The organism is Bowmanella denitrificans, assembly GCF_039522935.1.
GTDB lineage: Bacteria > Pseudomonadota > Gammaproteobacteria > Enterobacterales > Alteromonadaceae > Bowmanella > Bowmanella denitrificans.
This window is the reverse complement of the sequence record NZ_BAAAEI010000014.1, coordinates 96,079-117,955: the sequence shown is the minus strand read 5'-3', so window position 1 is coordinate 117,955 and position 21,877 is coordinate 96,079. Positions and strand designations below refer to the sequence as shown.

Sequence of the window (21,877 nt, the reverse complement as noted above, 5' to 3'; positions counted from 1 at the left end):
CCTCAATGCGCATGGCTTGCGCCGGCTTTTTGAATATCGGCCTTAAGTACAAAGCCATTGCGGGTCACATACTGCATTCCCGGTCTAAGACCAGACAGTACCTCTACCTGCTGACCGTCATTTTCGCCCAGCACCAGGGGCCTTGCTTCAAACTGATTGCCAACCCGCACAAAGGCCACAGGGCGGCTTTCCAGGTCCACCAGGGCGTCGCTGCTGATAACCACCTCCGCCTCGCGACTTCCAGTAATAACATCGGCTTTTACATGCATGCCTGGTCGCCAGTGTCCATCCTGGTTGTCTATCAGCAATCGCGCCCTGGCGATATGCCCGCCTGACATCATCGGGGCAATGTAAAAGACCTGCCCTTCGGCCTGCAGATGCTGGTGCAGGTCCTGCACCAGGGCGCGCTGACCAACCTGCATTTTTTCAATGTTTTCTGGAAAGGCCGATAATTCCACCCACACCTTCGTCAAATCTGCCACTTCCATCAGGACCTGAGCTGCCGCTAACTGCCCGAGGCTGACAAACTGTTCGGTGACCACGCCCGTGGCCGGGCTGGGTAAATGGTAGCTTTGCAAGGTCTGGCTGTTGCGAATACGCAGCAATGGCTGACCTTTTTCCACTTTGTCCCCCACCTGTACCAATAAAGCCTCCACCACGCCGGGATACGGCGCCATCAGGGAAAAACGCCGGTCAATAGTGGGACTGATCACACCAAACAAGCTTTCCTTGAAATTCAGTATTCCTGATTCGGCCACATCGGTCTGTATATCGGCTACCTGGATGGCCCGGTCTGACAATTCGGTACGATCGCTAACGCTGTCGTAATGCCATTGATAGTCTTTACCTTCGAAGCGGGCTTTGACCTCCACCTCAAAAGAATGGGGTTCAGCAACCTTTTGTTTACTCACTAAATAGCGCCCCTCAACAATAAAATCGAGGCTGTCTATGGGTTCCCCCAGTCTGTGCAGTTGTACCTCAAGGGTTAGCCCCTGCACCGCCAGCGGCTTGCCTTGCCAGTAGGCAAATATGCGCATTTCGGGGGGCAGCCCATTTTCATATATCAGTACTTCCAGGGCCAGCGGGCCGTCTTCCAACCAACGCCCCCCATTAGGCCCGGTGTTGTTTGGTGCTTCTTGTTGCGGCCCGTGACCGTGGTCATCAGACGCCATACTGGCCGGGATCCATAACATAGCCAATGCCAGACAAATCGCGGCGAGTCGTTGCATAATCAGATTGTTCATTTTACGTTTCCGCTAAGTTGCTGCTGAATTGCAGCGTCTGCGACAAGAGCAAGGGTTGGCGTATCAATAAGCGGCTGGCCGCTTAAACGCTGCATTGCCAGTAAAAGTTCAAACACCTCAAGTTGGGCGTCAAGTCGCTGCCGTTCGGCACCGAACAACACTTCCTGGGCATCAAGCAGTTGCAGCACAGAGATTTGCCCATGTTGATAGCCTGCCCGGCTTGCCTGTAAAAGTTGTTGGGCCTGTGGCAGCAGTCTGGTTTGCAGTTCCGCCAGGCGTTTTTCGCTGCTTTTAGCCTGACTTAACAACAGTTGTAACTGCGTGCGCAGTCTCTGGCGGCGCTGCGCCTGCTGCATGTTCAGGCCATCCATTGTGGCCAGAGCGGCGTCGATATTGCCTTGGTTTGGGTTTTGCCAGTTAAGCGGCATGGACAGGCCAAATACCAGCCCTGTATCGGCATTGGCACGATTGTGCCGCACACCAGCATTCAGTGTGATATCTGCCTGACCATTGGCTTGCTCAAGATTAAGCCGGGCTTGCTGCACAAGGTATTGTTGTTGCAATAGCCGCAATTCAGGAGCACTGTTGACCGCCTGGTCCAGCGCGATCTGCGTTGGCAGCGCCGGTAAACGCGCCATATCCCCTGCAACCTCAGTAAATGTCGGTGCTTGCAGCCACAACTGACTCAGGGCAAAACATGCCTCCTGCCATTGACTGTCCAGACGGCCCTGCTCCAGCTCCACTTCGGCCAGACGATAGGCCATACGTGATACATCAGCATCGGACACCGCCCCCGCGCCCGCACGCTGGCGTATTACGTTCAGTGAATCGCCAATTTGCTCAATACGGCGGCGATTCCACAATCGCAACTGCTGGTATCGGAGTACCTGGTAGAATTTTTCCGCCGTGTCGGCCAGTACCTCCAGACGATCCCATTCATAACGCAGTGTGGTACTTTGTTGTTGCTGGTCTTGCAGGGCCAGCCGCATGTCACGCTTGTCGCCCATTTCGACCAACTGGCTGAATGTCAGGGTCAACTCGGCCCCCGCTAAACCGCGGCTGTCGCCGCTACCCAGCACATTTTCCAGTTCGACACTGACACTGGGGTTAGGCGTCAATCCTGCCTGCAGGCGTTCGGCCTCCATGGCCCGTATTTCATAGGGGTATTGGCTTAGAGTCGGGTGATATTTCAAACTGGCTTGCAAGGCATCCTTCAGTGACAACGCACTTTGTCCCAGAGCGGCAGTAGCAGGCCTGGCCAGCAGACACAATAATCCCACCACCGCAATACGGACGCGGAAATTCTCAAAATTCATAATTTGCTCTCTTATTTCAATACATTATCTGAGCCCAAAAGGCCCGGTTAAATGGATTTCAGAGCAAATAATTGGGGGGCGGTACCGGCGGTTGGTAATACAGATTAAGATAATGTCTGGGTGAATACAGCGCATTTCCCGCCGCATAAACCGGGAAGTTCAGCGCCGTCTCATAGCCACTATGACAGGACAGATGTACGTGAATTTGGTGTTGATGGTCAGTACCGGGGTCATCGGCGCCAGGTTGATGGTAGTCCGGCGCTTCCATATGACTTAAGTGGGTATAGCCCGGATGTTCAGGATCCGGCACGTGAAAAGGCGACGCCACACAGCTAAAAAAGCTGTGTGTCATTATCAGCAGTAACGCGTAGATAATTTGTTTCGCCTTCATCCTTGCCTCTTACACCTGACAACAGGTTGCTTTACTTTGTGCGCTGATCTGCCTGGCGTCTTTGATTACCCTGGATGCAGAAAGCATAATAGTCAGAGCAATCAGGCTGCCTATCAGCCAATCCGGCCAGGCTTTACCCAGCCAGGTCACCAGCGCGGCTGACAGTAACACACCACCATTGGCCAGCATATCATTACGTGAACAAATCCAACTGGCTCGCAGGTTAATATCGCCACTGCGATGCTGATACAGCAATGAAAAACACAGTACGTTCACCATCAACGCCAGAAACGCGACAGAATACATCAGGTTCACATTCGGGCTGGCGTCGAGCCAGATGTTTTTTACCACATCCACCAGCACCAGGCCACCCAGAATCAATTGCAGCGTACCATTTAACATGGCTGCCCTGGCTTTATAGCTCATGGCTTTGCCCACCGCATACAGGCTGACCCCATAAACCAGCGCATCCGCCAGCATATCCAGAGAGTCAGCCATCAGACCGCTGGAGCTGGCCAGCCAACCAGCGATAAATTCCACTACAAACATCAGTGCATTGAGTATCAGCACCAGCCATAAAAGTTTACGTTGTTGATCATCTGCAGCATTCGGGGCACAACAGCCTGCCATAAGGGTTCCTTTGTAAAACATAAAAGTCCATGTACCCTAGAATAAAGGTTCCAGCAACTGGAAGGTCAAGATGCAAATTAATCAATTGGCTAAACAAGCTGACGTACCGGCCAAAACCATTCGTTATTATGAAGATATTGGCTTGCTTAACCCGCCGGTACGTGCCGCCAACGGCTACCGTCAATACAAATCTGACGATGTGCACCGGCTGGTGTTTATCCGCCGCTGCCGAGATTTACATATTTCACTGGACGACATCCGACAGATGCTGGCGGTGCAGGCAGATAACAGCGCGCCCTGCGCGCAGGTAGACCAGATTATTCAGCAGCAATTAACGCGGGTTCAGGTGGCACGACAGGAGCTGGAAAAACTGGAGCACAGCCTGACGAAGCTTGCCAATAGCTGCAAACGCAACAGAATTGATGAATGCGGGATTTTACACAGATTAACCGAGGAATAAGTTTTCAGCGGCATGCCAAGCCTTTGGCGGGTGGCTGCCGAACTTAAGTTCTGCTGACGTGAATATGCTGTGCTGACAGCCAAAAAAGCCGGGCATCCCCGGCTACGGTTCAAATTTGTGGCAACCTATTCTTCGTCGCTGCTAAAAATACAGTGCTTGGTGAAATCTTTGGCTTCATTGGCTGTCCAGTCACCTTTGGGTTTTTCTTTCATATTCTCACACCAGTCTTTGCTACCCACTTCCGGGGCACAAGCCGTTAACATGGCGCTGCAAACCAGTAATATTGCCACTTTTTTCATCGTTATCTCCGTTACCGGGCCAGAACTGCCCACAAGTGAAAGTGATTGCCCTAAGAGCATATCGTTAATTGTGCGGGCATGGTATCAAAAAGCCGTGCGACGACCTGTCGCATTTATTCAATACCCGCCCACTGAAAAGCAGGAAGATGGCAAAAAACAGGAGCAAAAATATGATTTTCCGATACACCATCCTATATGTTGAGAATGTGGCCGACACACTGGGGTTTTATCAGCAGGCATTTAACCTGAAAACAGGTTTTCTGCATGAAAGCGGCGATTACGGCGAACTGCAAACCGGTGACACCAAACTGGCCTTTTCCTCTCAGCAATTGATGCGTAGCCTGGGTAAGAACCCGCAACAGCCCGATCCGCAAAGACCGGTGTTTGAAATCGCACTGGAAACCGACAATGTGCCAGAGGCACTGTCGCGCGCCCTTAAGGCAGGCGCCATATTAGTGCAGGACGCCAGACAGGAACCCTGGGGACAAACCACCGCCTATGTGCGCGATCCCAACGGCTATCTGGTGGAAATATGTTCGCCGGTCCAGTTGCCTAACCCGGCATGAGAAAGCATCGCCAGCACCTCCGGTGATTGCTTTAGCTGGTTTGGGGTTTTGCCAAACCAGCGCTTAAAGTCACGGGTCATATGGGCCTGATCGCTGTATTCAAACTCAGCAGCCAAGTCAGTGATGGACGAGCTACTATTGAGCCTGGCAGCGGCACGCCTGGCCCGACCAAGTAACCGCCAGTATTCAGGCGTTGGCAGTGCGGCCCGCTTGAAATATCGCTGAAAAGTGCGTTCGGTCACACCGGCCTGCAACGCCACCTGACGAACCGAATATCGCCCACTGCTTAGCGCATCAATGGCGCCTAGAAGGTCCCAGTCAGGTTTAAGCAGGCCAGGTATGGCGCCGTGTAAATCGGTAGTTTCATGCTCAATACTTTGCAATGCCTGATGCTCTAATACCAGACCGGGACGCAGCCGGTAGCCGAAAAATTGCTGACCCGCCGCAACGCAAACCTGTCTGGGGCGAAAATCCCAGTCACTAAAAAACCACCTGTCTGCTTTGCCATTTTGGCGAACCACAATCAGATCCCGACAACCGTCAGGCAATACCAAAGTGCTGGCATCTTCGTTTACCGCAAAAGACCAGCGGCTATATAACACGGTGATACTCCAAACTGACGTTACCAGAGCAATTTTGTTCAATACAGCGCGTCTTGTCTGTCACAGACTAACGCCACCCCAATCAATACGTTTTTACCATGTCATTTTCACTGATTCTACCTATGATGGCCTTTGCCCTGGCCGCGTCGATTTCCCCCGGTCCGGTCAATCTGGTCTGTCTTAGCAGCGGTACCCGTCATCCCATCGCCACTGGGCTGATTTTTGTCAGCGGTGCCACCCTTGGCTTCATATTGCTGTTTATTGCCATCGGCCTGGGGCTTTACTCTGTGTTAAGCCTGCTCCCTGGCCTAAACAACGCCTTAAAATGGCTGGGCATCGCTTTTTTGCTCTATCTCAGTTTCCAGCTTTTCAAAGATAACGGTCAGCTTACGCAAGAACAGGACAGCAACAGACCGGGCTTTATGACAGGGGCGATAATGCAGTGGCTAAACCCCAAAGCCTGGTTGGCGTCGGCTTCCGGTATCGGCGCTTACACCAACAACGACCTGCAGCATATCCTGCTGTTTGCTGCGATTTATCTGCCAGTATGCTGGTTGTCTTTGAGTTGCTGGGTTTATGCCGGGGCGTATTTAAGACGTTTTATGCAAACACCCAGCACGCTGATTATCATCAACCGCAGTCTCGCCATATTACTTGCGCTCAGCACCCTGTATCTGCTGATTGACTAAGCTCTGCTGATATTGCCGGGGCGTGGCGGCCAGCAGTTTTTTAAAGGTACGCTGAAAATGCGGCTGGTCGGCAAACCCGGCCTGTAAAGCCGTTTCAGCAATGGGCAGGCCCTGCTTCAGGGCCTGCTGGCCAAGTTGGATACGACAATTAATTAAATAGGCATGCGGCGTCAGTCCGAAGTGCTGTCTGAATGCCCGCACTAAATGGCCAGGACTATAGCCTGAACGTTCACACAGCCCGTCCAGGGAAATCTCCTCATCAGCATGCGCAGCAATATAGTCAGCCAGTTCCTGCATATTTTCCGGCGCAGCAGCAACCAAAGGCATCTGATTATCAGCTAATTCACACAGTAAGGCGGTCAGATACTCAATTACCGCGACCTGCTTATCCAGTAGCGCACTATCTGTATCCAGCAAACAGTCAGCTAATTGGCAATAGCCTGCATACCACTTGGGGTCGGTGATGACCGAGGTAGAAATATCCTGCCACTGCGGAGTAGCCAGCAGCCCGGCTTCATGGCGTAGCTGGGTCAGCCACTTAGTATCCACATACAGCATCAGATAAGCCCAGGGATGCTGGTCAATTGGGTTGCAGGCATGTACCCAGTTGGGATTCATCATCACTAAGGTACCGGCACTGACCTGCTGCTGTGTATCCCGGTATACAAAGGTGCTGCATCCCTCCGTAATAGCCCCCAACGACCATTGGGTGTGACTATGAGGCGCATAGCAGACTTTACGCCCCTCCCTTACCACCCTGAGCTCAAGAAAAGGCATACGTGGATCGCGCCAGAATATCGGCCATTGCGTTTCCTTCATCTCCATTCCCTAAACTTATTGATGTGCTAACACATTAATCAGCGTGCCAAACGGGTCACGAATATAAAACCTTGTTACCCCCCAGGGTTCCGACACTGGTCCATATTCAATGGTAATCCCCGCCGCTTTTACCCGGCTTAGGACAAGGTCCAGATTATCCACCTCGATAGACAGATCCGGTACGTCAGTTCCCGACCCACCTTCAGATGCAACACTCAGCTGTGTGGTCATACTCTGCCCGCTACTCAGGGTCTTGATCCAACCATGGTCCATCGCCAGGTCAAGCTCAAAGATAGCGGCGTAAAAGGCGCTGGCCACATCGGGATCTTCAGTACGAATATTGGCGACGATTCGTTTGACTGTCATTGCCCTGCTCCTGTTTGGTACTTTGGTTCACCCTAACATAGTCGTTAGCAGAGTTTGAAAATAAGTTACAAATTGACTTGGAATTGATATTACCGCTGATTGTCTCAGGTAGGGAGAGCTAAAGTGTAATCCTGAGTAGCGCTGAAGACCAAAGCCGACTGCTACCACCAGAACAAACCTACTAAGCGCATAGAGATATTTGCTGGTTAACCATCGCATTGGTTTATCACTGCAGGTTGCTGGATTGGTTGTTCAACAACGCACTAATGCTGCTCACCACCAAATCCGGATCGCTAATATGTAAATGGTGTCTGTCTGAGTCTGAATACACTACTTTTGCAGCCGTTGCCTGTTTCTGAAAATTAACCTCCGCATTTGCGTACAGCATGGTCATTTTCTCGGCTATCTGCGCTGGCACAAATTCCGGGTCATAGGGCTTATTGTCCTGCTTTGCCCGCACAATAATCAGTGGCTTATCGCCAAATCCTGTGGCCGCGGATAGCTGCTGGTAACTTTTTATATGGTCAACGTTTTCCGGTACCCGCTCAAACAGCGGATCACGCACACTTTGCTCAAAACGATAGAGTCCCATCAGCTCCGGGTTATCGCTGTGAAAATCTTTCGGCCAACGGGTAGCCTTGGTGTGGAAATAGCCAAAAGGTGGTGGATCAATCCATACCGCGCCCAGCACATTATCTGGGTAGCGTTGATGGTATGCGCTGATAATGTAGGATGCGTAAGAGCCACCGGCAAAATAATACGGTGGCGGCACAGCCCCTGCCACCAGCAGTTTTTGCAAGCGTTCTGCCATATCATTAACCGTAAAAGGCACCGGCCCTTTTTCGCTTTTACCCAGACCAGCACGGTCATACAGGCAAATGCTAAAATCATTTTGCAGCCGCTGTATATTCGCCAGCCAAACCCCGTCAGAACCGTTGCGGCCAAAACCTTGTTCCAATATCAGGGTGGGTTTGTTCCGTTCATAGCATTCGAGATACAGGCTAAATCCACCAATATCGTAAAGCCCTGACTTCGTGGGAGTTAGCGGCTTTTCTTCAGCAACGAGGTTAAAACTAAGCAGCATTAACAACATCAGGGCATATCTTTTCATCTGTCTTCCTTATTTTTATCAGTACCGCTTAATGCGTTACATTTAGCTGCATCTGCTTTCGCCCACTTAGGCAACGCGGATTTATAGGAATGGCTGGTAGGTTTAAGCGTCTTTCGGTTGTTGCTATCAAAGCTGCCCAGCACCAGCGCCACAATAGGTGCATCATCTATGGCCCCAAGGGTGCTGCCGCACTGTGGGCAAAAGCTGCGACTGGAATAATCTGAGGAACGCCATAATGCTGGCTCACCACCTGGGCCGTTCCAACTGACCTGGTGTTTGTCAAATTCCACCCAGAACTGGCTGATGGAGCCAGAGTGGCGCTGACACATTTTACATGAGCAGCTATGCGGCTTCTGCGGCTCGCCCACAGCAGTAAAGCGAATATGCCCGCATAAACACCCTCCCTGGTAAGTTGTTGCCATTTTATACTCCTGCATAATCTAAGAGGCGGTATCGGGTTGTTTTACAGGCCCTGATTCAGGTTTAGTATTGGCCCAGTTTCGTATCAGCCTGGCGGCTGGCATCTCAAAATACCGATAACAAAGCGATGCTACCAGCAAACTCAGCGCAACAGACACCACCAACTTTAGTTCAATCGCCAATTCATACTGGTTTACCTTGGCAATAATCGGCATATGTAACAGATACAGGGAAAAGGATATTTGACCAACATAATCCCCCAACTTATTGGCCAGCAAAATATTGTTGTTTGGTACCAGAAACACCACACAGAAGAACACCGCACTCATAACCAGCAGGACTTCATAGCTTAACCACATCCTGGTCTTGGCATCGGACGCAATGGGGGAAAACGCCGGGAACATCAGCGGAATCAACACTAACACCAACACAAAGCCATGCTTTTGCAGATAATCCGGCACCTTGATGTGCTTGTAGTGCATACCAAACAGCATACCCACAAAGAAATATGGCAGGCTTCTCAATACCTGGAACAGGTTGTATGGCACGCCATAGAACTCGCCAACCCAACGCGGGAAGTTAGCAAAAAACAGCGCGATTAGAACCGCCACCACTAAAACATAAATGTATCCCGCCCTTTTGGCCGCCAAAGCCCAGAACCCAACAAACAACAGATAAAACTGTACTTCAGGTGAAATGGTCCAAAGCACGCTTTCACCGCTTAGAAACAGCAGATGCGAAATAAGTGCGTCAGCACTGTTAATGGCATACAGCCCTTCTGTACCGTTAATTGAAAGCAGGTAGGAGGCGCATACCACCAGTAGATACAGTGGCAAAATCCTTGCCATCCGGGCCAGAATATAACCTTGGATATTTTGCAGGTTAAATCCTCTGTCAAAATACAAGTGGGACATCAAAAATCCACTGAGCAGAAAAAACAGCATCACACCATATTGGCCCGCAGCACCGCCCAACTTGCCGCCCAGCCAACCAGTAATATCGCTAAAGTGGGTAATAAAGACGATTAACGCGGCCAGACCGCGCAGACAATTTAACTTTCTGATTTGCAAAACAACATCCTTCAACTGGCTGCGCAGATAGTTATTTTGCCGCAGTATTACCCGGCTGCGCGTCAACAACCTTAATGGTATGGGCCAGCAGGTCCTGGCCGCCGGGCAAACCATGACCGGGGATCACGGTCTCTGTATCTGGGTAGCGCGTCGAAATCTTTGCTACCGAAACCGGCCACAGGGCAAGATCGGCATGCGAGGTATTGCCGGCATTGTGGCGCGCCAGTTCATGCACCGCACAGCCGCCAAACAGAACCTTTGCCTTAGGTACATAGACGACCAGATTGTCCGGTGCATGACCATGACCCGGATAGAAGATCTCTAGCGGGCCGAAAGATAGCGCATCTCCAGCGGCAACAAGGTCTTGCAAGCTATATTCCGGGATTTCATTGCCCTCAGCCTCGGCCAGTAGACGGGTTAGCGCACTGGCATAGGTTTGCACTCCGGCTTGTTTAAGCACCTCCACACCTTCCACCCTGTCATCATGAAAATGGGTGGAAATGGCACGAGTGACCGGTAATCCAATCTGCGCTTTTATCTCATGCAACAAAGCAAGGGTATTGTCTGCGCCCCAGGCGGTGTCAATTAACAGCAGTTCGTCGCCGTCTTTGACGATTAAACCATTGGACGGAAATAACACCCCATTAAAATCATGGCTGGCAATATGGCTCCAAACGCCTTCTGCCACCTTAAACAGACGCACCTGCCCTTCGGGAATATCTGCCGCCTTAGGGTAGTTTTGCCAATTTTGAACTGTATCAGCTGTCACCGCCAGACTCGTGCCCAGCAGAGATAATAAGCACATGGTGGATAAGAATTTTGCATAAGCCATAAAAACATCCTCGGCCATATCATACGAACAACCCACGTTGACCTTTTGGAATAGCCAAACGCCGCTTAGTTTTTGCAAGTTAACGCTATTCCTGTCTAACGCAACTAAGCCATTAAAGCATATTTGGGCCACAGATTCTGTACATCCCAGCAAACATTGCTAAGGTATTCATAGCCTTGAGACGTTCAGCTAACAATCTTGCAAAGGAATTGCGCTTACCTTGTTTTGCCCTCCCTTGCATTCCTGTTACTGAAAATTTGCCATGTTAAGGTGATGATATTCCGTCATTGAGGCAAACGATGCGTAGGTACATCGACAATTTTTATATACGGAGATTTTATGTCTACATTATTTGGCACAGTTAAGTGGTTTAACGAAGAAAAAGGCTTTGGTTTTATTGCCCCTGAAGACGGTAGCAAGGATGTTTTTGTGCATTTCAATGCCATTACCGGTGATAGCTTCAGAACCCTGACAGAAGGTCAGCGGGTTTCGTACGAAGTTGAGCAGGGCATCAAAGGTCCGCAGGCCAAAAATGTAACGCGCCTGTAAGCCCCCGAATATAACCAAGGCGGTCAATTGACCGCCTTGGTTAAGCTTGTCGCTTAGTGTTTATGCACCCAGTGCAGGGTTTCAGCCTTGGCTTCCAGATTCTGCTGGGTTTGCTCCGGCATGCTTTGTACATTTAAACGTTCAAAGAAAAACGCCTTACGTTTGGTTTTGCTACCCACTTCATTCATGGTTTTCACATCATAAATGCGGCCATTGAGTACGGTGTAATCCACATACTCTGAACGTTGCAGGTTATTTAGTACATCACCGTCAATCACCACCATATCGGCCAGCTTACCCACTTCCAGGCTACCAATATCCTTATCCATGCCCAGATGTTTGGCGCCGTCTATAGTACCGCCGCGAATGGCCTCCCAAGGCGTAAAACCGCCCTGCTGCATATGCCATAATTCCCAGTGTGCACCCAGGCCAGGACGCTGACCATGCGCGCCGATATGCACCGAAACGCCGTTGTCACGTAGCTTCTTGGCATAGCCGGCTACATCAAAGTGGTGGTATTGCTCATCTGGCGCGGTGGGGCGGCGAATGGCGCGGCTATCCAGCATATAATGCGGGGTATAGCGCAGCAGCCGCTCGTTCTTCCACACCTCGGTTTTATCGTACCAATATTCCTCACCCATGATAGTGCCCATAGTCACCACAAAGGTCGGGGTATAGCCGGATTGCGAGGCGGCCCATAGCTGGGTCACATCGGAATAGCCGTGGGATAAGGGAATGGAATGCTCCAGCCCGGTATGGCCGTCTACCACCATGGTCAGGTCATACAAAAAGCGTCCTGCGCCTTCCGGTACCACCATCATGCCAAGTTCTTTACCCGCTGCAATAATCTGCTGGCGCACGTCACGGCGTGGCTGGTTATAACTTTTCACCGAAATAGCCCCCACATCCTTTAAGCGTTGCAGATGGAATCTGGCCGAGTCGGCATCATCAAAGATGGCTTTATAGGACGGCGAATTGGCACCGTATAAAATGGTGCCGGTGGAATAAATACGCGGGGCGATAATCTCTCCGGCTTTTTGCAATTCGGCTGCCGAGAAGATCTCTGAGGTATCATTGGACGGGTCATGAATGGTGGTCACACCGAAGGATACATCGGCAAAGTTACGCCAGTTCTGACGCGGAATAATTTCATCACTGCCTTGCGAGCCATGGGCATGGGCATCAATCAGACCTGGGATCACGGTTTTGCCGCTGATATCCAGCACCTCGGCGCTACGCGGTATTGTCACTTCACCTTGCTTACCAATGGCCTTGATACGGTTGTTTTCAATCAGCACCACGCCGTTTTCTATCACCTCCTGGCGATTGTCGGCATCACGCATGGTGACTAACCGGCCGCCCACCAGCGCTTTCAGACCACCTGGCTTATCGGCTTTATGCTTAAACGACAGATCCAGTCCTTCACTCAACGGCTCTGGCAGGGTTTCAGGGGCACCGTTGATAAAGGCGAAGGCATCTTTCAGTTCACGTTCAAACAACAGCGCGCCATGGTGCCAGCTCAAAGCCTGGTTATCGGCCCGCCAGGTCAGAAACTCCCCTGCCCGGCTGGATACTTTTGTCACCGGCAGCGAACTCATGGTTGGACCCACAGTTAACAGCTTGCCGGTTTCAGCGTAAGGGGCAATATAGGCATTGTATTGATAAACAAAAGCCAGCCATTGACGGTCATGCGACAAACGGAATTCCACCGCCTGATCCCCGCCATCCAAATGTTCACGCCGGTCCTTGCCGTTTAGATCGACGCTGACCAGCTTGGTGTTGGTGGACGACGGCTCTGTGAAGTACATCCGGCTGTCATCACCAGCAAAATGCGGGGCAACGCCACTATTCACCAGTTTGCGATTTTCGCCGCTTTTTATATCCGCCAGATAAATACCGGGCTCCAGTGACCATTCCGGAGACAGCAGGTAACCACCGGTAAACTTGCGGTACACCACTTTACTGCCATCCAGGCTAAAGCTGGGTTCGGCATAGTGGCCGGGCTGCGAACTGATCACCTTACTACGCCCGCCCTTGGCGGGAATCACTCTGACCTCGCCCAGTTTGTCGTCGTTCCAGGTGGTATAAACGATAGACTTTCCGTCATTGGAAAAACGCGGATAGAACTCATCGTGCTCATCCTGGCTGGTCAGGCGTTTCAGCTTGCCTGTTTTAATGTCTTTGATGTAAAGCTTACCCAGCGCCTGAAACAAAGCGGTTTTACCGTCCGGCGATTTTTGTGCCCAGCGGATCATTTTTACGTCAAATTCATCCGGCGCCACATTCACAGGGAAGCGCAGCGCCTTGGCAATCTGCTTATCCACCTTAACCTCAACCCCGACCTTGGCCACTTCCTTACCTGCCATATCTATTTGATGGAAGGTGCCGCCGGTCCAATACAGAATCTGCTTACTGTCGGGCGTCCAGTCGAAATAGGCAAAGTACCCTTCCGACCCAAAGCCTTCCTGCATATCCCGCTCCAGCTTATCGGTCAGCAGGGTTTCGCGGCCCGAGGCCAGATCCATGACAAATAAGCCGGTGTTTTCCCGCACCCGGCGTACAAAGGCCAACTGTTTACCGTCCGGAGATGGAGTTGGCACCACCGCACCGCCTACACCACTGACCAAAGTAATGTCTTCGCCGGTTTGTCTGTCATAGCGGCGAATGGCGAACACGCTTTTTAATGGGTCGCGGTTATATTCAAAGTAGCCGCCCGCACTCATATCCTTGGTGTAATAGATATAGCGGCCATCGGGTGAAAAGGCCGGATCGGCCTGATTCTGCTGTTCGGTTTTACCGTTATCCCGCTCTTTAACCGGCAGGCCGGTGCCACCGCTATGGTGGAACAACCAGATTTCCCCGGCCGGAATACTGCGGGTCGACACTTTACCGATAGTCACGGCAATATACTGGCCGTCCGGGCTCCATTTGGGCGAATGCACCAGGTCGCTTTTTACCTTGGTGATTTGCTTAAGGTCCGAGCCGTCCAGTTGCATGGTCCAGACATTGGTATTACCGTCTCGATCAGAGATAAATGCAATGCGTTTGCCATCCGGGCTGATGGCCGGATGAAAGTTAAATGCCAGGTCGTTGGTCAGCGATTTGGCGCTGCCACCTTTGATATCGCTGACGTACAGGTCGCCCAGCATATCAAACACAAATTGTTTGCCATCGGGGCTGATATCCAGGCTGGACCAGGTGGTTTCGCTGGTATTGATGCTGACACTGGTCATTTCCAGCGGTGGATTCAGTACATCCCACTTCTGTTCTTTATCCGGTTTTTTACTGGTGTCTGCCTTGTCGTCCTGGGCCAGCAAGGATGTGCTGCCCAGCCCTAAAACCAGGGCCAGGGCGATAGGGGTGAGTTTGCCTGTTGTCACTGTGTTCTGCCTCTTATTGTTATCTGTTGTTTTATTTTGCGTCCATGATGCCAGACCGGGTCGGTCATAGCCAAACTGCCTTTGTGCCATAAAAATAGTCAAAGGGCACAGCCACACACGGCCAAATCACGGGGAAATGCGGTCAATTTTTCGGGAAGCGTTTTTCAACGCTGAGGCGCTAAGAACACAGGCATAGCACAGAAATTTATGCGGGTTCGAATTAACAGACCTTGTTACTGACTTCTCTCGTTTTCCCTGTTGTGCCAAACCCGCAAAATATAAATGTGGTCATTCTGAATGAAGTAGCGAAGGGTATAGGCTTTTACATAGAGATCACGAATCTTTTCCGGGTCGCTGGCCTTTAAAACGGGCAAGCCTATTTCTGGAAACTTTTTTAACCGATCTACCGCTTCCTGAAGATCAATAGCCATTCTGCGTGCTGCATATGGATTCTTGCTTTCAATAAATTCAACCACGCGCTGCAGGTCATCCATCGACTCAAGCGAATATTTTACTTTCATTTTTGCGGTTTAGACTGCCTGCTTGCTGTTCCCCAGGAATTGAGCCAGGCGTTGACATCGTCCTCGTCAAGCGATTTGCCTGCTTGTATCGACGCCATCGCATCCAACGTGTCCTGCCAGCGCGACTCTTCCAGCGAATGTTTGGCAAGAAACTCCCTAATTGCCTGATTGATAAGATAGTTCTTGCTCCTGTCGAGTTTCTTAGCCAAAGATTCTAAAGGCTTATCGACATCTTTATTAAGCCTGATACTGGTAATGCTCATATCCTCACCGGTAGCTGTAGCACGTTGTATTACATAGTAGTACTGTGCACTAAGCTTGACCAGAGGATTTTAGCGACTTAGATGGCGTTACCTTTAGTAACACTTGAGCGGTTATTTTGTAGTATCTGAATGTTAAGCTGGTGCGACTGAACAATATAGCTATTCATGCATGCGCAACCATCATCTAACCATCAGCAAGGCGGAGGGCGACGATATTCGCTTTGAGGCGCGCTTGCAGGACACCGCTTTTACTCCCCATAGCCATGATTATTACACCCTGGCGCTAACCTTAAAAGGGGTGCAGAGTTTCAACTACCGCGGTGCCCGCCAACAATCCCTGCCGGGAGAAGCCGTAATTTTGCACCCCGATGAGCTACATGATGGTAAAACCGTGACCGAAGAGGGGTTTATTTACCGCTCCATCAGTATTGACCCTTACCAGATGCAGCAATGCCTGGGCGGAACGCCACTGCCCTTTATTGAAGGTGGAATCAGCCGCGATACCTTGTTGCTGCAAACTCTGCACCGCGGTTTGGCAGACCTGACCAGGCCTTTGGAAAAACTGGAACATCAGGATATCGTTTTCGATTTAAGCCAGGCACTCAGACAAGCCTCAGGGCAACGGGAAAAAGCCAGCCCGGTGGATTGCCAGGCTACCTTCAGAGCCAGGGAATATATTCTTGAAAACTGGCAATACAACCTGAAACTGGAAGAACTGGAACAGGTATCGGGACAGGATCGTTTTAAACTGAGTCGTGATTTTCGCAAACTCTTAGGCACCAGCCCTTATCGTTTTGTGATTCAGCGCCGATTGGAGAAGTCTCTGACGATGCTGCAACAGGGGCGCTCCCTGGCCGAAACCGCGCAGGATTGTGCCTTTGCCGACCAAAGCCATTTTACCCGCCAGTTCCGACAAGCGTTCGGAATGACCCCCAGGCAATGGCAGAAGGCGCTGTTGCAGTAACAGATATTTAATCAGCTTGCACAATCGTTCTATAACGGTGCCGTTGGGCTGCATATTATGGCCCTTCACTACATTATAAGAGCGTTATCCATGCTATCTGCTGACAAATCCCTGGCCCTGAAAGAAGTCATTGGCTTCGGTTCCCTGGTGGTGATATCTAAACTGCTGGTCGACCCGCTAACCTGGAAATTTTCCGGCCCCATTACCCTGATCGGCTCCATGCTGATACTGGCCATTTATTTACACCGTCGTGGTGAAGGACTAGCCGGGATTGGCTTTGCCGTGCCAGGAAGTCTGAAATCCAAGCTGATGATCCTGCCCAAATGCTTGCTGACCGCAGCGGCCATTATTCTTACCGGTGTGACAGTGGCAAAAACCGGTGAACTGCTGGGCCTGAATCTGGTGAAAGACAATGCGGGCATTGCCGAGCGTCTGGCCGACGTGCCGGGCAACCTGAATATGTACTTGCTGTGGCTTGGATTGATCTGGGTAAGCTCAGGGCTGTGTGAAGAAATGTTTTTTCGTGGCTTTCTTATTACCCGTATGTTGACCCTTTTCAACGGCATCAAGTTTCAGCGCACCTTGTCTGTGTTTTTCCCGGCGCTGTCTTTCGGTTTAGTGCATGTCTACTATCAGGGCCTGCAGGGTTTGATTATTACCGGCTTTATCGGTCTGACTCTGGGGACTTTATTTCTGCTCTTTAACCGCAATCTATGGCCTTTGGTAATTGGCCATGGCCTGGTAAACAGTCTGAGCCTGACTGCCGTTTACCAGCAGTGGGATATTTGAGTAAACCGCCGGGCTCAGCCCGGCTTTCCTTTCAAAGTTGACTGAACACGTAGCAGCGGCAACCCCAGGACAAACCTATTGAACATGCCATCAATAATCACTATCATTTGCACTAACTTATAATTCAGACTGCAGTTTCGGCATCGTGTTTACGTAAATAGCGTGCCTACGCAGTGGGAAACAGGCTCTGACACAATGAATGTATATTGGCAAAGCGGTCTCGCCTTAGTGTTAAGCCTATTGTCAGCCCTGCTGCTCTATCTTGGCAGCCCCAACCAACAATGGTTTAAAAAGCGTTATATCAAGTTTTACCCTGCACTCTTGCTAAGTCTGATATTGCTATGCGCCGCCTGGTGGCTATTGCGCTCTCACCTCTCCGGCCTCTCCGCCGTATTTACTATTTTCACTGCCCTGATGTTGCTGCTCGGACTATTGCCCTTTACCGCCAGGCTGAGCAAACCCAGTACCAAAGGTGGGAAGTCCACCTTAGTCAGAAGCAAAAGCTATGCGGAGTACCAGACCAAATGGTGGAGCAGAGTTTTGGGGGCACTGGTGCTGGGTTTTCCCCTGGCGCTGTTCACCAGCAGTCTGATAGGGCTGACCTACGACGTCAGTGAAGCGGCAGATGTAAGAGCGCAGTTTATTATGTGGATGATCACGCCACTTTGGCTGATGCCTTTGTGCTTTATCTTTTTTACCCATAAGCCGTGGCGGGTATTTTTAAGCTTGTTGATTTTGAGCGCTTGTTTATATGGGGTGCTCGGGCAAGTTGGTATTGGAGGCTAAGTTATGCGTTTGGAATTCTATAAAAGCTATCAGCAAGTGCATATCTGGACAGGGATCATTTCTGGATTATTGCTCTATATCTGCTTCATTGCAGGAGCCCTGACCATGTTTAAAGCCCCACTAAACCAATGGGCCTTACAACAAGAGGCCCGGCTGCCCCAAATAGACATGACCCAATACGACGCTCTGCTGCAAAAAATGCTGCTTGCCTATCCTGATGCAGCAAAAGATCTGACCGTCTATTTACCCTCCACACAACCACAGCACGCACCAGTTAGCTGGGTAGTTGAAGATAGCATCAGCCACGCTGCCAGCCTCTGGCATGCCAGTCTGGACAGTGATGGTGAACTGATCACCTCCCAAACCCAGGTTTCAGCTATCGGTGACTTCCTTGACACCTTACATCGTACCGCCGGTATTCCTGGCGGCGACGATCACGATGCCTACGGCATTTTTGTTATGGGACTGGTCTGTATCTTGTATGTCGTAGCCATAGTCTCGGGTCTGATCATTTTTTTGCCAAGCTGGTTTAAAGACCTGCTGGCAATCAGAAAAGAAAAAAATACCCGACGTTTCTGGGTGGACTTCCACAATGTGCTTGGCATTACGGCCCTGCCTTTTCACCTGATCATCGCCCTGACCACCATTGTTTTCGCGTACCATGATTTGCTGTACGCCTCAATGCAGCAGTGGGTTTACAAGGACACCCCGATATTTTCCCGCCCTGCTCCCAGTCAGAGTGTCCGCAACATAGCGTCATTAGCCAGTATCCAGCAATTAGAACAATCGGTGCGAGCCATTGAACCTGAGTTTCAACCTGCGGTGCTGAATTTTGCCGCCTTGGGTACACCTGCTGCCAGAGTGCTGATTGGTGGTGAACTAGCGGGACAATGGGTCAGAGGACCTAAATACGCATATGTACTGAGCGATCCCTACAATGCCGAGCCGGGATATACCGCGATGCTGCCCAGTGTTTCGGGCATTATGGGCAAAGTGGTCAATGGCTTTTTCACCTTGCATTTCGGCGGTTTTGGCGGCGGTCTGGTGCACTGGCTGTATTTTGGCCTTGGCCTGTCAGGCGCTTTGCTGTTTTTAACCGGGAATATCATCTGGATAGAGTCCAGGCGCAAAAAACAGCAGCAAACCGAAGGACAAACACAGCAAAATCGTTCTGTAAAAGTCATGGCGCGACTGACTGTGGGTGTGACGCTTGGCACTCTTATCGGTGTAGCAATGTCACTGCTATGTGCTAAGTGGCTACCCCGCGAACATTTGGATATCAGTACATGGCAACAAGCGGGCTATTATCTGGGGTTCTTGTCCTGTCTACTGCTGGCTTTTTTCCTAAAGCCAATTGTCGCTGCTAAACATCTACTGGCGATCTTATGTGCTTTGTTGACACTGCTAGTGCTATCCACTCTTTGGTGGCTAGACGGCAGTCAAACCGCTGGGGTGGATTTTACCTTCTGTATGGTCTGTAGCTTACTAGCGGTAGCCTGCATGGCGACCTGGCGGCATTTGTGCAACAGGCAGGCGCAGATCCCACAAGACAACGTATGGGCATAATTCACACTGATTATTTTTGCATGGAAGAACCAAGGGGAATAAGCGCAGAGCGGCGAATTTTTCCTAAGATGAAGGCTTGATTTACGGCCCGAACACGGATGTCAAACACCGGCAAATTGCCAAACGCAATGTTCTTAAACTACTCAAGGGATACACACCATGTTCAGACCTGGTAACAAGCAATGCCTGTCGCTGGCTGCGGCGATTGCAGCCTGCTTCGCCAGCCCAATGGCAAGCGCCGCAGAGACGCCGGATAAAGCCGATAAGAAACTTGAAACTATTGTTGTTATCGGTGAGAAAACCAATCGCACCCTGAAAGACACCACCTCGTCGGTTTCAGTATTGTCAGAAGAAGCATTAAACAGTACACAATTTAAGTCTATCACCGAAGCCATTTCCGACATTCCCAATATCGTCGCACCTTCGGGCGCCGTGCCGGATATTCGCGGCGTATCGGGCAACGGCGCGGCCGGTGGGTTTAATTCTATCTCTGGCGGCGCAAAAGGCCGTGTATCGACTCTGATTGACGGCGTAGCAGAACCCTTTGTCGCTGATCTGACCGGAGACTCAGGGATCTGGGACGTGGAACAGATTGAAATCTATCGCGGGCCGCAATCCACCAGTAATGGTCGCAACAGCATTGGCGGTTCAATCTATATCAAGACCAAAGATCCCAGTGAGGTATGGGAAGGCGCAGTACGCGTTGGTTACCGCAATCAGGACAGCTATGTCGATACCTCTGCGGTCATATCCGGGCCACTGATTGAAGATACCCTGGCGTTTCGTGTCAGTGCCCAAATGCTGGACGCCAATACCATTACCGATGATACCGGTTATGTCGGTAATCCCCCAGATTATGACCTGAATGAGATCAAAACCCGCCGCTTCAGAGGCAAGTTACAGTGGACGGTACAGGATGATTTAACCTTTTTGTTATCTCATTCCACCAACAATGAAAAGGGCGATACCGGCCGCGTATATTACAAAGCGGACGATCTGTCGAAGTTCAGTCGCTTGTACTTCAGGAATATCGAGACGGATGTAGCGACAACCAGCCTCAGAGCTGACTATAAAATCAATCAAAATATGTCACTGGATGTACTGCTGGCATATATGGACTACGAATGGGGTTTTGACAGCTATGAGCCTACGCCAGAGGCACAGCAGCAACTGTCGTTTGACGAGCACAACTTAACCCTGGATGCCAAACTCAACTTTGGTCTGCAAAGTGACAACCTCAGTGGCTTTATTGGCTTGGCGTACTTTGAGCGGGATCACGATGTCGTTAGTACCGGTGCCTACTTGTATCAGGGTGATGACAAGAGTGATTCACTAGCGCTATACGGTGAGGTGGACTTCGCTTTATCTGAACGTCTGGATTTGATTCTCGGCGCCAGACTAGAGCGCGAGTCTCAGGTACGTAACTTTGTTTACGGCCCCATTGATTCAGATCTGGACAATGACACCAATATCTTCCTGCCCAAACTGGTCCTGCAGTATCAGGCTGCACAACACACGACCATCGCCCTGAGTGCGCGAAAAGGCTATAACGCAGCAGGTGGTGCACTCAATTTCACGGCACAGGAGTACTATTACTTCGGTGAAGAAAAGGTCAATACTTTTGAATTCAGCACCCGTAGCAGTTTTGCCGACGGACACGTATTTTTGCGCAGCAATCTGTTCTACAACGATTATGAAGGTTATCAGGCGCTCAGCTCCAACCGCTTTATTGTCAACATGAAGGATGTTGCCACGTACGGTGCCGAGCTGGAACTGTCGGCCAACCTAACCCCAGAGCTTGAGATTAGTGCCGGTCTGGGTTTACTGCGAACAGATATCAAAGATGCCGGTGAAGACTATCCCGACGTAGATGGCAATGAGCTGAATTCCGCACCAAAGCTCACCGCCAACATTGGCGCCAAATACTGGCTAACCAATGCCTTGAACGTCGGTGTATCGGCCAGTCATGTGGATAAGTACTATGGTGACTTCGCCAATACGCAAGAACGCATAGCCGGTGACTATAACCTGGTTCGTCTGTACGCCAGCTACCAGAATAGCAACTGGCTGATATCGGCCTTCGTTAATAATGTCTTGGACGAAGAAGCATTTCTGAGCCAGGAACCCGCCAGCGGCAGATATCCAACAGGCTATGTGTCTGTAGTAGACCCGCGTAATGTCGGTGTTTCTGCTACCTACAGCTTCTAAACAGCAGGCGGGCCTGTCAATGATACGGGCCCGCGA

At 50.7% G+C, this 21,877-nt stretch carries 24 protein-coding genes; 9 read left to right on the top strand and 15 right to left on the bottom strand.

Going from position 1 to position 21,877, the window contains the following annotated elements; translation table 11 throughout:
- Positions 1-2: 2 nt before the first annotated feature.
- The 4 genes from ABD028_RS13100 to ABD028_RS13085 are packed head-to-tail and all read right to left on the bottom strand — an operon-like array spanning position 3 to position 3,581.
- On the bottom strand, positions 3-1,244 hold the full coding sequence (locus ABD028_RS13100; protein WP_343845423.1) for an efflux RND transporter periplasmic adaptor subunit: 1,242 nt from the start codon (positions 1,242-1,244) through the stop codon (positions 3-5).
- On the bottom strand, positions 1,241-2,560 hold the full coding sequence (locus ABD028_RS13095; protein WP_343845421.1) for a TolC family protein: 1,320 nt from the start codon (positions 2,558-2,560) through the stop codon (positions 1,241-1,243). The genes ABD028_RS13100 and ABD028_RS13095 overlap by 4 nt, the downstream gene beginning before the upstream one ends.
- Before the next feature lie 58 nt (positions 2,561-2,618).
- Complete coding sequence (locus tag ABD028_RS13090) at positions 2,619-2,951, bottom strand: hypothetical protein (RefSeq protein WP_102795156.1); 333 nt, start codon at positions 2,949-2,951, stop codon at positions 2,619-2,621.
- Between the two features lie 9 nt (positions 2,952-2,960).
- Positions 2,961-3,581, bottom strand: a complete 621-nt coding sequence (locus tag ABD028_RS13085) for a cation efflux transmembrane domain-containing protein (RefSeq protein ID WP_343845419.1) — start codon at positions 3,579-3,581, stop codon at positions 2,961-2,963.
- Positions 3,582-3,651: 70 nt separating this feature from the next.
- On the opposite strand from ABD028_RS13085, the gene ABD028_RS13080 reads away from it, so the two are divergent.
- Positions 3,652-4,041 carry a MerR family transcriptional regulator gene (locus ABD028_RS13080; RefSeq protein ID WP_343845417.1) on the top strand — a complete coding sequence of 130 codons (390 nt, stop codon included), beginning with the start codon at positions 3,652-3,654 and terminating at the stop codon, positions 4,039-4,041.
- A gap of 125 nt (positions 4,042-4,166) precedes the next feature.
- Here ABD028_RS13080 and ABD028_RS13075 read toward each other — a convergent pair whose 3' ends face one another.
- A complete protein-coding gene (locus ABD028_RS13075; protein WP_343845415.1) occupies positions 4,167-4,340 on the bottom strand; it encodes a DUF3012 domain-containing protein in 174 nt (57 codons plus the stop codon).
- Positions 4,341-4,510: 170 nt separating this feature from the next.
- Between ABD028_RS13075 and ABD028_RS13070 the strand changes: the two genes are divergently transcribed.
- Positions 4,511-4,906, top strand: a complete 396-nt coding sequence (locus ABD028_RS13070; protein ID WP_102795152.1) for a VOC family protein — start codon at positions 4,511-4,513, stop codon at positions 4,904-4,906.
- On the opposite strand, the gene ABD028_RS13065 is transcribed toward ABD028_RS13070, so the two are convergent.
- Entirely contained in the window at positions 4,858-5,550 is a 693-nt protein-coding gene (locus ABD028_RS13065; RefSeq protein ID WP_343845413.1) for a helix-turn-helix domain-containing protein, read from the bottom strand. The genes ABD028_RS13070 and ABD028_RS13065 overlap by 49 nt on opposite strands.
- Positions 5,551-5,606: 56 nt before the next feature.
- Between ABD028_RS13065 and ABD028_RS13060 the strand changes: the two genes are divergently transcribed.
- Entirely contained in the window at positions 5,607-6,197 is a 591-nt protein-coding gene (locus tag ABD028_RS13060) for a LysE family translocator (RefSeq protein ID WP_343845411.1), read from the top strand.
- Here the strand turns inward: ABD028_RS13060 and ABD028_RS13055 are convergent.
- The 6 genes from ABD028_RS13055 to bla form a co-directional block, all read right to left on the bottom strand.
- Positions 6,159-7,016, bottom strand: a complete 858-nt coding sequence (locus ABD028_RS13055) for a helix-turn-helix domain-containing protein (RefSeq protein ID WP_343845409.1) — start codon at positions 7,014-7,016, stop codon at positions 6,159-6,161. The two genes, ABD028_RS13060 and ABD028_RS13055, sit on opposite strands and share 39 nt — an antisense overlap.
- Positions 7,017-7,031: 15 nt before the next feature.
- Positions 7,032-7,382, bottom strand: coding sequence for a VOC family protein (locus ABD028_RS13050; RefSeq protein ID WP_343845407.1), 351 nt, complete (start codon positions 7,380-7,382; stop codon positions 7,032-7,034).
- 226 nt (positions 7,383-7,608) lie between these two features.
- Positions 7,609-8,493 carry an alpha/beta fold hydrolase gene (locus ABD028_RS13045; RefSeq protein WP_343845405.1) on the bottom strand — a complete coding sequence of 295 codons (885 nt, stop codon included), beginning with the start codon at positions 8,491-8,493 and terminating at the stop codon, positions 7,609-7,611.
- Complete coding sequence (locus ABD028_RS13040) at positions 8,490-8,915, bottom strand: GFA family protein (protein WP_343845404.1); 426 nt, start codon at positions 8,913-8,915, stop codon at positions 8,490-8,492. The genes ABD028_RS13045 and ABD028_RS13040 overlap by 4 nt, the downstream gene beginning before the upstream one ends.
- Before the next feature lie 18 nt (positions 8,916-8,933).
- Positions 8,934-9,983: an acyltransferase family protein gene (locus ABD028_RS13035; protein WP_343845402.1), complete on the bottom strand. Its 1,050-nt coding sequence runs from the start codon at positions 9,981-9,983 to the stop codon at positions 8,934-8,936.
- A 31-nt stretch (positions 9,984-10,014) separates the two neighbouring features.
- Positions 10,015-10,788 (bottom strand): subclass B1 metallo-beta-lactamase, encoded by a 774-nt coding sequence (bla, locus tag ABD028_RS13030; RefSeq protein ID WP_425542109.1) that lies wholly within the window; start codon positions 10,786-10,788, stop codon positions 10,015-10,017.
- 366 nt (positions 10,789-11,154) lie between these two features.
- Between bla and cspE the strand changes: the two genes are divergently transcribed.
- The gene (gene cspE, locus ABD028_RS13025) at positions 11,155-11,364 is read left to right on the top strand and encodes a transcription antiterminator/RNA stability regulator CspE (RefSeq protein ID WP_343845400.1); all 210 of its coding nucleotides are present in this window, start codon (positions 11,155-11,157) and stop codon (positions 11,362-11,364) included.
- 53 nt (positions 11,365-11,417) lie between these two features.
- Here the strand turns inward: cspE and ABD028_RS13020 are convergent, their stop codons facing one another.
- The 3 genes from ABD028_RS13020 to ABD028_RS13010 all read right to left on the bottom strand — a co-directional run bounded on the left by ABD028_RS13020 (position 11,418) and on the right by ABD028_RS13010 (position 15,528).
- Positions 11,418-14,744, bottom strand: coding sequence for an amidohydrolase family protein (locus ABD028_RS13020; RefSeq protein ID WP_343845398.1), 3,327 nt, complete (start codon positions 14,742-14,744; stop codon positions 11,418-11,420).
- A 233-nt stretch (positions 14,745-14,977) separates the two neighbouring features.
- On the bottom strand, positions 14,978-15,265 hold the full coding sequence (locus ABD028_RS13015; RefSeq protein ID WP_343845397.1) for a type II toxin-antitoxin system RelE/ParE family toxin: 288 nt from the start codon (positions 15,263-15,265) through the stop codon (positions 14,978-14,980).
- Positions 15,262-15,528 carry a CopG family ribbon-helix-helix protein gene (locus ABD028_RS13010; RefSeq protein WP_343845395.1) on the bottom strand — a complete coding sequence of 89 codons (267 nt, stop codon included), beginning with the start codon at positions 15,526-15,528 and terminating at the stop codon, positions 15,262-15,264. Before ABD028_RS13010 ends, ABD028_RS13015 begins: the two co-directional genes overlap by 4 nt.
- Positions 15,529-15,697: 169 nt before the next feature.
- On the opposite strand from ABD028_RS13010, the gene ABD028_RS13005 reads away from it, so the two are divergent.
- From ABD028_RS13005 to ABD028_RS12985, 5 genes are all read left to right on the top strand, one after another.
- On the top strand, positions 15,698-16,492 hold the full coding sequence (locus ABD028_RS13005; RefSeq protein WP_343845393.1) for a helix-turn-helix domain-containing protein: 795 nt from the start codon (positions 15,698-15,700) through the stop codon (positions 16,490-16,492).
- Positions 16,493-16,582: 90 nt separating this feature from the next.
- Positions 16,583-17,281 (top strand): CPBP family intramembrane glutamic endopeptidase, encoded by a 699-nt coding sequence (locus ABD028_RS13000; RefSeq protein ID WP_343845391.1) that lies wholly within the window; start codon positions 16,583-16,585, stop codon positions 17,279-17,281.
- Positions 17,282-17,476: 195 nt separating this feature from the next.
- Positions 17,477-18,067: a hypothetical protein gene (locus ABD028_RS12995; protein ID WP_343845389.1), complete on the top strand. Its 591-nt coding sequence runs from the start codon at positions 17,477-17,479 to the stop codon at positions 18,065-18,067.
- Between the two features lie 3 nt (positions 18,068-18,070).
- Complete coding sequence (locus tag ABD028_RS12990; RefSeq protein ID WP_343845388.1) at positions 18,071-19,633, top strand: PepSY-associated TM helix domain-containing protein; 1,563 nt, start codon at positions 18,071-18,073, stop codon at positions 19,631-19,633.
- A gap of 159 nt (positions 19,634-19,792) precedes the next feature.
- Positions 19,793-21,841: a TonB-dependent receptor gene (locus tag ABD028_RS12985; RefSeq protein WP_343845386.1), complete on the top strand. Its 2,049-nt coding sequence runs from the start codon at positions 19,793-19,795 to the stop codon at positions 21,839-21,841.
- Positions 21,842-21,877 lie beyond the last annotated feature (36 nt).

Bases quoted from the DNA above. Each gene is read 5' to 3' on its own strand.
- ABD028_RS13100 (WP_343845423.1), bottom strand. From the start codon at position 1,244: ATGAACAATCTGATTATGCAACGACTCGCCGCGATTTGTCTGGCATTG.
- ABD028_RS13095 (WP_343845421.1), bottom strand. From the start codon at position 2,560: ATGAATTTTGAGAATTTCCGCGTCCGTATTGCGGTGGTGGGATTATTG.
- ABD028_RS13090 (WP_102795156.1), bottom strand. From the start codon at position 2,951: ATGAAGGCGAAACAAATTATCTACGCGTTACTGCTGATAATGACACAC.
- ABD028_RS13085 (WP_343845419.1), bottom strand. From the start codon at position 3,581: ATGGCAGGCTGTTGTGCCCCGAATGCTGCAGATGATCAACAACGTAAA.
- ABD028_RS13080 (WP_343845417.1), top strand. From the start codon at position 3,652: ATGCAAATTAATCAATTGGCTAAACAAGCTGACGTACCGGCCAAAACC.
- ABD028_RS13075 (WP_343845415.1), bottom strand. From the start codon at position 4,340: ATGAAAAAAGTGGCAATATTACTGGTTTGCAGCGCCATGTTAACGGCT.
- ABD028_RS13070 (WP_102795152.1), top strand. From the start codon at position 4,511: ATGATTTTCCGATACACCATCCTATATGTTGAGAATGTGGCCGACACA.
- ABD028_RS13060 (WP_343845411.1), top strand. From the start codon at position 5,607: ATGTCATTTTCACTGATTCTACCTATGATGGCCTTTGCCCTGGCCGCG.
- ABD028_RS13055 (WP_343845409.1), bottom strand. From the start codon at position 7,016: ATGAAGGAAACGCAATGGCCGATATTCTGGCGCGATCCACGTATGCCT.
- ABD028_RS13050 (WP_343845407.1), bottom strand. From the start codon at position 7,382: ATGACAGTCAAACGAATCGTCGCCAATATTCGTACTGAAGATCCCGAT.
- ABD028_RS13045 (WP_343845405.1), bottom strand. From the start codon at position 8,493: ATGAAAAGATATGCCCTGATGTTGTTAATGCTGCTTAGTTTTAACCTC.
- ABD028_RS13040 (WP_343845404.1), bottom strand. From the start codon at position 8,915: ATGGCAACAACTTACCAGGGAGGGTGTTTATGCGGGCATATTCGCTTT.
- bla (WP_425542109.1), bottom strand. From the start codon at position 10,788: ATGTGCTTATTATCTCTGCTGGGCACGAGTCTGGCGGTGACAGCTGAT.
- cspE (WP_343845400.1), top strand. From the start codon at position 11,155: ATGTCTACATTATTTGGCACAGTTAAGTGGTTTAACGAAGAAAAAGGC.
- ABD028_RS13015 (WP_343845397.1), bottom strand. From the start codon at position 15,265: ATGAAAGTAAAATATTCGCTTGAGTCGATGGATGACCTGCAGCGCGTG.
- ABD028_RS13010 (WP_343845395.1), bottom strand. From the start codon at position 15,528: ATGAGCATTACCAGTATCAGGCTTAATAAAGATGTCGATAAGCCTTTA.
- ABD028_RS13005 (WP_343845393.1), top strand. From the start codon at position 15,698: ATGCGCAACCATCATCTAACCATCAGCAAGGCGGAGGGCGACGATATT.
- ABD028_RS13000 (WP_343845391.1), top strand. From the start codon at position 16,583: ATGCTATCTGCTGACAAATCCCTGGCCCTGAAAGAAGTCATTGGCTTC.
- ABD028_RS12995 (WP_343845389.1), top strand. From the start codon at position 17,477: ATGAATGTATATTGGCAAAGCGGTCTCGCCTTAGTGTTAAGCCTATTG.
- ABD028_RS12990 (WP_343845388.1), top strand. From the start codon at position 18,071: ATGCGTTTGGAATTCTATAAAAGCTATCAGCAAGTGCATATCTGGACA.
- ABD028_RS12985 (WP_343845386.1), top strand. From the start codon at position 19,793: ATGTTCAGACCTGGTAACAAGCAATGCCTGTCGCTGGCTGCGGCGATT.